The sequence below is a fragment of the Erwinia sp. V71 genome, from assembly GCF_965644245.1.
In the GTDB taxonomy this organism is placed as follows: Bacteria; Pseudomonadota; Gammaproteobacteria; order Enterobacterales; family Enterobacteriaceae; genus Erwinia.
The window spans coordinates 1-7,252 of sequence record NZ_CBFFRK010000171.1 but is presented as its reverse complement, the minus strand read 5'-3'; the positions used below and the strand labels follow the sequence as shown (position 1 = coordinate 7,252).

General features: G+C 42.5%; 4 protein-coding genes and 3 pseudogenes. 3 read left to right on the top strand and 4 right to left on the bottom strand.

Features of this window, described 5'->3' with window-relative positions:
* Positions 1-393: pseudogene (locus ACSZO1_RS21090) on the top strand (transposase); the annotation flags it as partial.
* A gap of 1,305 nt (positions 394-1,698) precedes the next feature.
* Here the strand turns inward: ACSZO1_RS21090 and ACSZO1_RS21085 are convergent.
* The 3 genes from ACSZO1_RS21085 to ACSZO1_RS21075 all read right to left on the bottom strand — a co-directional run bounded on the left by ACSZO1_RS21085 (position 1,699) and on the right by ACSZO1_RS21075 (position 3,837).
* Complete coding sequence (locus ACSZO1_RS21085) at positions 1,699-2,262, bottom strand: hypothetical protein (RefSeq protein WP_437616148.1); 564 nt, start codon at positions 2,260-2,262, stop codon at positions 1,699-1,701.
* Complete coding sequence (locus ACSZO1_RS21080; protein ID WP_437616146.1) at positions 2,259-2,777, bottom strand: hypothetical protein; 519 nt, start codon at positions 2,775-2,777, stop codon at positions 2,259-2,261. The genes ACSZO1_RS21085 and ACSZO1_RS21080 overlap by 4 nt, the downstream gene beginning before the upstream one ends.
* An 823-nt stretch (positions 2,778-3,600) precedes the next feature.
* Positions 3,601-3,837: a hypothetical protein gene (locus ACSZO1_RS21075; protein ID WP_437616144.1), complete on the bottom strand. Its 237-nt coding sequence runs from the start codon at positions 3,835-3,837 to the stop codon at positions 3,601-3,603.
* A 139-nt stretch (positions 3,838-3,976) separates the two neighbouring features.
* Between ACSZO1_RS21075 and ACSZO1_RS21070 the strand changes: the two are divergent.
* Positions 3,977-4,192: pseudogene (locus tag ACSZO1_RS21070) on the top strand (transposase); the annotation flags it as partial.
* A 159-nt stretch (positions 4,193-4,351) separates the two neighbouring features.
* On the opposite strand, the gene ACSZO1_RS21065 reads toward ACSZO1_RS21070, so the two are convergent.
* Entirely contained in the window at positions 4,352-6,898 is a 2,547-nt protein-coding gene (locus ACSZO1_RS21065) for an autotransporter outer membrane beta-barrel domain-containing protein (protein ID WP_437616150.1), read from the bottom strand.
* A gap of 192 nt (positions 6,899-7,090) precedes the next feature.
* Between ACSZO1_RS21065 and ACSZO1_RS21060 the strand changes: the two are divergent.
* Positions 7,091-7,252, top strand: a pseudogene (locus ACSZO1_RS21060) (IS5/IS1182 family transposase); the annotation flags it as partial.

Genomic DNA, 7,252 nt, shown 5'->3' with positions numbered 1-7,252 from the left:
GTCCCGACGGGGACGCAGACCTTTTCCCCTGTTGCTCATGCTGCGCATTCACTGCCTGCAACTCTGGTTTGATCTCATTGACAGTGCTCCCGAAGATGCCCTCCCCATGAGATGCTGCCATTTCGTCAGTTTGCCGGTATCGACTGCTGCGTCCCCGACCGCATCACCATCATGAATTTCCGTCATTTTCTGGAGAAACATAACGTCGGTGAACAGGTTCTGTCCCTGATTAACCTTAAACGGAAGCAGACAGGACTGATGATGCGCAAGGACATGATTATCGATGCCACCATCATCTCCGCTCCCTGATCTGTGAAAAATAAATCCAGCAAACGTGCCCGGAAAGGCAATCTGTGGTACTTCGGTATGAAGGTGCATATTGGCGTTACTGCATTCTTATAGGCAAGAAGAGAGGCAGCTAGTCATAAAATTCATCCGGCTTCATTAATTACTATTCAGCCTTTAGGCAACCGGCTTACCAACATGATGAACATTTACGGCGTTTATCTGCCAAACAGGCCTCCTGATAACGCCGTACAGCGCGTCAGTGGGTTTTAGCGGGTTTCGGGGCGCAGCCCTGAAACAGTCACGCAGCGCTAGCGGAGTGTATACTGGCTTAATATGATAAATCGAAGTGGGAATTCACGGAAGTGCTTCATGTAACAAGGGGAAATGCGACTGCAGGGCGTAAGTGAAAAATACGAGTATCGATGAAATGACGCCTCCTCGCTCACTCGCTCACTCGGTCGCTGCGCTCCTGCCGTGAGGCTGCGGCGAGCGTTACCGGCTCACGAATGACGGATGAAATGACAGCGCTCAAATCAGGAAAGACCGGAAGAAGGATGCGGCGTTGCCGTTTTTCCATAGGCTCCGCCCCCCTGACAAGCATCACGAAATCTGACGCTCAAATCAGTGGCGGCGAAACCCGACAGGACTATAAAGATCCCAGGCGTTTCCCCCTGGTAGCTCCCTCGTGCGCTCTCCTGTTCCTGCCTTTCGGTTTACCGGTGTCATTCCGCTGTTATGGCCGCGTTTGTCTCATTCCACGCCTGACACTCAGTTCCGGTTAGGCAGTTCGCTCCAAGCTGGACTGTATGCACGAACCCCCCGTTCAGTCCGACCGCTGCGCCTTATCCGGTAACTTTCGACTTGAGTCCAATCCGGATAGGCACGACTTAACGCCACTGGCAGCAGCCAACGGTAAGAGGATGTACAAGAGATTACTAACGCAGAGTTCTTGAAGTATCAGCCCAACTACGGCTAAACTGGAAGGACGAATTTGGTGGCAGTGGTCTTGTACACCCTGTTACCACGGTTCATAAACTTGCCGGTTTAATGAACCTTCGAAAAACCACCTTGCCGGGTGGTTTTTTCGTTTTCAAAGAAGATACGCGTTTACTCTTCGCCTCGTCAATGAAGGGTCGCATTAATTCTGCGACTTGCGCATCTCTTCTACAATACAGTACAGTTACTATGAAGTTGACGTATCCGTCACCTCATATGCTTTGTACTAACTCACGAAAAAACGGAAATAATATGTTAGCTCACGTGGTCGAACTTAAAAAAGCGACGGAACCATGCTCTTCTGGCACAGCCAGAGCATTTCGCCAGCGCGTGAAGGCAAGACGAGCAGAGCAAGGCCGATCAAACCAACAGCCTGAAAAACTCTACGGCGTACTGGTAGGCTAAATGAGCCGGTTAACCCCGGCTCATTGGTAGATACAGAGCGAAATCTTTACTTGTCCCAAACAAGTTGTCCTCGCTAAATCCATAATCATTTATAGCTATATCTCTGACTTTGCTATTTGGCTCATAGATGGCTGTGTACTCGCTTCCCATCGCATTCGCGACAGTAACAACATACGTAACAGAAATATCGAGTGCATATCCTGAAAGCGCCGTGTCATAAGGGGCTGACTCAAGGTAATGCAGCTTGGTTACCACTTTACTATCAGAAACCCCACCACCAATCAGAGCGCATAGCTTACCTTCTGATTTAATAGCACAGACGAATGCGCTAGGTTTCTTCAAATAGCCGTTATAGAGCTTAACCCAGTCCCATCCACCATTAGGTGGTAGTCTTGCAACACCGTTAGGATCAACAGCCCCAATCCATCTCTTTGACATTTCCACGTCGCTTAAAGATGCAATTTCTAAACTCCAATCCAAACTTTTAAGTTCATCAAACGCCCCCACTACTTCTGACGCAGCAAAATCATATCTCTGCTTATATCGGTGACGAACAGCTTTCATGTCGTTCATTCCCACTCAGCCCCCACTTCCTGCATCCTAGAAAATAGAGCATTGTAACGCTCATCTCTTGCCCATCCGTTTGATTTATATGATTTTTTAATTACGTAAAGTGGATTCAACATGATTACATAATGAAACTCACCAGAAGTACCAGGCTTCGTTGATATCAGTCCCAGCTCCCGTAACTTTTTCATTCTTCCTAGCCAAGTAGTCACCGCTCGCTGCCCACTAAATCCTGACTCAAATGCCAGAGCATCTTTATCCCTAATTTCGACGAATCCCTCGTCAAAAACCCGACACCATAAACTGAGGTATGTCTGTGATACAGGAGATCCAGCGCCAGCAAGGTGATCGATTATCCTATTGATATAATTCAATGTTCTTGGAATTGTTGTAAATCCATCGTGTTCTTTCCTGTTCCATATATTCAGTTCGGAAAGCTCATCCCCCCAAAGCTCTTTTATTAGATTTTCTCTTCTTTTTGATAGAGAGCGCCTACCTACTTGTTTTGCCTTCTCTGACATTTATCCCCCAAAAGTCAATTCAACATGAAACTATTATTGACAAAAAATCATTATATTCAATTAGTTATGTGTTATAACACAAAAACCAAGCACATCATTAACCAACATCTCATTTGATATGATTCTTGTTTTTTATCAGTACAAATATTGAGGTGTAATATTATTTACAGTTATGGTTTTATTTTTCAAACACTTATACATCATTTTGTGCTCGATGTGCTAGGTGTGCTCCAATGTAATCGTTGTGCTCGCTGTGCTGAATGGGGTTCTTAGGGGGTTTAAGAGGGGGAAGGGGTATTCTGAATGCGCATGAAAAAGCCCACATAAGCGGGCTTCGTCTTGTTAAATGATTCCTCGATGTCGTAGTTCGGCTTCAATAGCATCACAGGAATCACGCAAAATCTTCGTGTTGTAGTACCTGCCCATCTTTCTTCGGACAATATCGTCAAGTAAGGCATTGTTACGGTCTAACGTTTTGAGCAGGTATAGGGTTTCTCTATCCATCTTAGGATCTCCATTTTTTGTTGATGAGCTTATTGCTCACCAGTATTTATTCCGTCTGCAAATTTCCTACTCAGAATGGCATCAAAACTCGAGTTTTAGCCTACACCTCAGAAACAATTGAACATAACATCTCTTGTCCGCACCGCTAAAACAGCCTCAGAGCGTTTCTGACGTATCTTGGCCGTTTCCGGCACCTTTCCTGCCCGTAACCCCGAAAAACGCGCCTGATAAATTTTAACCCGCTGCATGACTATGCACGATAGTGAATGACAGGCGGTTTTGGGCCAATGGTAGACCGGAACCGCCAGAAAGATACCTTTCACCGCCGGAATGTCTTCGGTTTTGACCAGGTAAACTCTGCCTGATGACGCTCTTCTTCCCGAGCCGCACGCTGACTGTCCGCATAGCGTTGCGCCGCTATCTGTGCCCTCGCCCGGTTTAGTACGATGCGACGGTCAGGCTGGTTGAGTTTCCTGCCAGCAGCCCGCTCCGCAGCATTCACCGCATCGTCGATAAACTTTTTCTCCGCGGGGGTAAGGTCTGTCAGTCGCGTCATGGAACCTCCAGGAAAAAATAACGCCCTTCAGTCTGCCAGACCATGTGAAAAGCATGAAGGGTCCCCCCTCCCCCCCCCCCCGAAAAACCGGTGTGTTGATAAGTAGAATTTTCTCGTCATCTGAATCGGGGAGATTTCTATGAAAAAGTCACGTTTTACCGACAGCCAGATCATTTTCATCCTGAAGCAAGCAGAGGCCGGAACGCCGGTGGCTGAATTATGCCGCGAGCATGATATGAGCAATGCCAGTTTCTATAAGTGGCGCTCACGCTTTGGCGGGATGGATGCTTCAATGATGGCCCGCCTAAAAGAGCTGGAAGACGAAAACCGTCGCCTCAAAAAGATGTATGCCGAATAGCGACTCAAAGCCGAAATTATTCTGTTAACAAAACGAACTCTGCACATCCATCTTAGCAATACTGACCCGTATTCAAAATTTGATATTCATACCTTTCATAAAGGTATATCACCCTCTTATACTTTATCTATATACCCACAGAAATAAATTATATTATCAAAAAAAATACTTAATACTCAAAACCCCACTAGTAGCACTGTAACCACTTCCGCCAATCTGTTGCCCAACAGAACCGGATATATACAATTCATCCATCACCTTACTTTTCACACCTAATTTCACCTCACCCACGTTACGCCATCCACCCATACTTTTCTCTTCATTGTTAATACTTACACCATACCTCTCTGTATTATGCAACCAGTTAACTTCAACAAAAGGGTTAAACTCCCTTACAGTACTCTCATCCAGAATACTTTTACCCTTTAATGACGCAACAAAACCAACACGAGACTGAATATTGCCATCACCTTCAAAAGAAACCTTATCACCATTACTATCAGTAAAACCTTTTGATTTTACATTCATCCACGTAAACTGAGCCTGTGGATTTATATATATATCATTCCTCATTCCATTCACAGTCAAATAAGAACCAACTTGATAATTGTGCCCATATTCAATTGATGCTGAAAACCCTCTGCTTTTATAATTTTCCGGCAATAAAAAATCTCCTTTTACTTCATTATTAAACCAGCTATACTGAACCCATCCATCAACATAAACCCCATCTTTTTTAATTCCGTCCTGGTAATAATTACCATACACACCAACACTGTAACCATCGACTTTACCATTAGAACTATAACCACTGATATGATTTCTGGTGCTATTCTTTTGATTTGCATAGCCTCCCATCAAACCAAAATTATAAATATTTTCTCCATTACCACTTAACCTAATCAAATCCCCACCAAGCTGCAATACGTAACTATTCGATGATGTTTTACTTTGGTTGTTATCATCAACCCTAAATCTTTCATGCGTTGCAACATTACGCATCCACATGCTTGTATCTTTCCCATCTAGCTCAAGCGAATCAGAATACTGTGTATGATCATACCATCTAGTATTAAATAGTGTATTAGCTGCAAGTAAGTTAGCAATGTAACTTGCGACTTCAGGTCTATAAACAACAAAAGACTCAGAAGATTCAGAAGATTCAGAAGATTCAGTATAGATACTTGTCAAATACCATTTATTTTCATTATTACCAGATGAGTTACCTTGAACAAGAGAGTACTCATAAACCCCAGCAACAACACGACCACTTTGTACAAAAGCATCACTATCTGAACTTCCTGTCGAAATAATTTCAATTCCTTCTACCGTTTCAGCACCGCTGCCATTCTCATTTGTTACTACCACACTAGTAGTACCAGATGCATGACCGGTAATTATGAGTTTATCTGTTAAACTACTGTCATCACCAAGCACAGTACCAAGATAAAGAATACCATCATTACCGACATAGTCCCCATCGATGGTTAATGAATAACCTGCACATGCCGAACATGAATTGAGTATGATCGAACCATTATTAATGGTATCCCCAATTAAAGTTGCATATGTTCCAGAACTATCCAGTGATATATTTCCATAATTTATAATACCTCCATCTTCTGCAGACCATGTTGCCCCATCAGAAAGATTCAAAGTACTTTCTTCATTTATATTTATTGTTCCAACATCTGCGTCGCCATTAGTGGTGAATGACACAGATTCATCACTAGAACCAATATTTAAAATGGAATCACCCCCCCCTATTATATCACCATAAACACTTGAACCATAAAGAAGATTCAACACCGCATCATTCAAATATACATCACCATCCAGCGTCCCCCTATTATACACGCCATCCAATATACTCCCAGCATTGTATATTGAATAATTCCCGCCTGAAATAACCCCATAATTATCTATTTTCGTAATAACACCATCAACTTCATTAAATATTGAAACATTATCAGACGTAAAACTACCATAGTTATACAAATAGCCCAAAACACTATCAGTTGAGTTGTACACTCCATAGTTAGTAGCAACTATTTCCCCATAATTGTATAGTTCATTAATCGTTGAAAAAGTATCAGCATCAAACACAACACCATACGCTTCATAATCTGAAACAATCGTTGAGTTATTCAAATAATAAGCATAGGATATATTTGAAATAACATTATAACCAGACATTGATCCGTTATTTTCAATATATTCAACTACTGGAGATGAAAACCCAGCAGAATTCATTATAACAGTAGGGATAATCGCGCTGTAATTTAAGTTATCATACCCAGTGTCCGATGTCATCGGTGACGACATCGCCCCATTATTAACAACAGAAGAAACAATCAATTCACCAACATTTTGAAAACCATCAACAAAATAACCAACTCCACCATAAAAATATGAATTATTAGTAAAAGAAAACGGTGAGGTAGGTGAATCAGTGTTAGGCGTTGTAAGTAGTGATATATACGTATTACTAATCGAACCATTATTTACAAATGACGAATCAGGAGTACCGTAAAACAAAAACGAATATTCATATACTGCGTCATTCGTAATAGTAACATCATCATTAACTATTACATCAACTTCTTCACCATTATAAGAATAAGACACTCCATCTGAACTTTCCGTTATATACACAGTATCTGAAATCGCACGGAAAGAACAAAGTAAACATAATGTAACCATCAAGTTAAACCTCATGTAATCACCATCATTGCTGATGCCTCCATGTGGTTACTACGTGGTAGATATAATAAAACTAGGCCATGATAATTAATTCAACAACAAAAAAATGAGAGCACATGAAATATTAAGGAAGGTGCGATTTAATCTTCAGTTATAAGAACATAACAATTTCATTGACATAGATTTATCACGATGCCCGCTCTTGCCAGCTATTCCTCCCGCAAAAAACAGTTCCTCGACCGTATGGAGGTTCTCGTCCCATGGCACGATATCGCTGATATGCTGCTTCCCTGCTATCCCTCGTCCCGACGGGGACGCAGACCTTTTCCCCTGTTGCTCATGCTGCGCATTCAC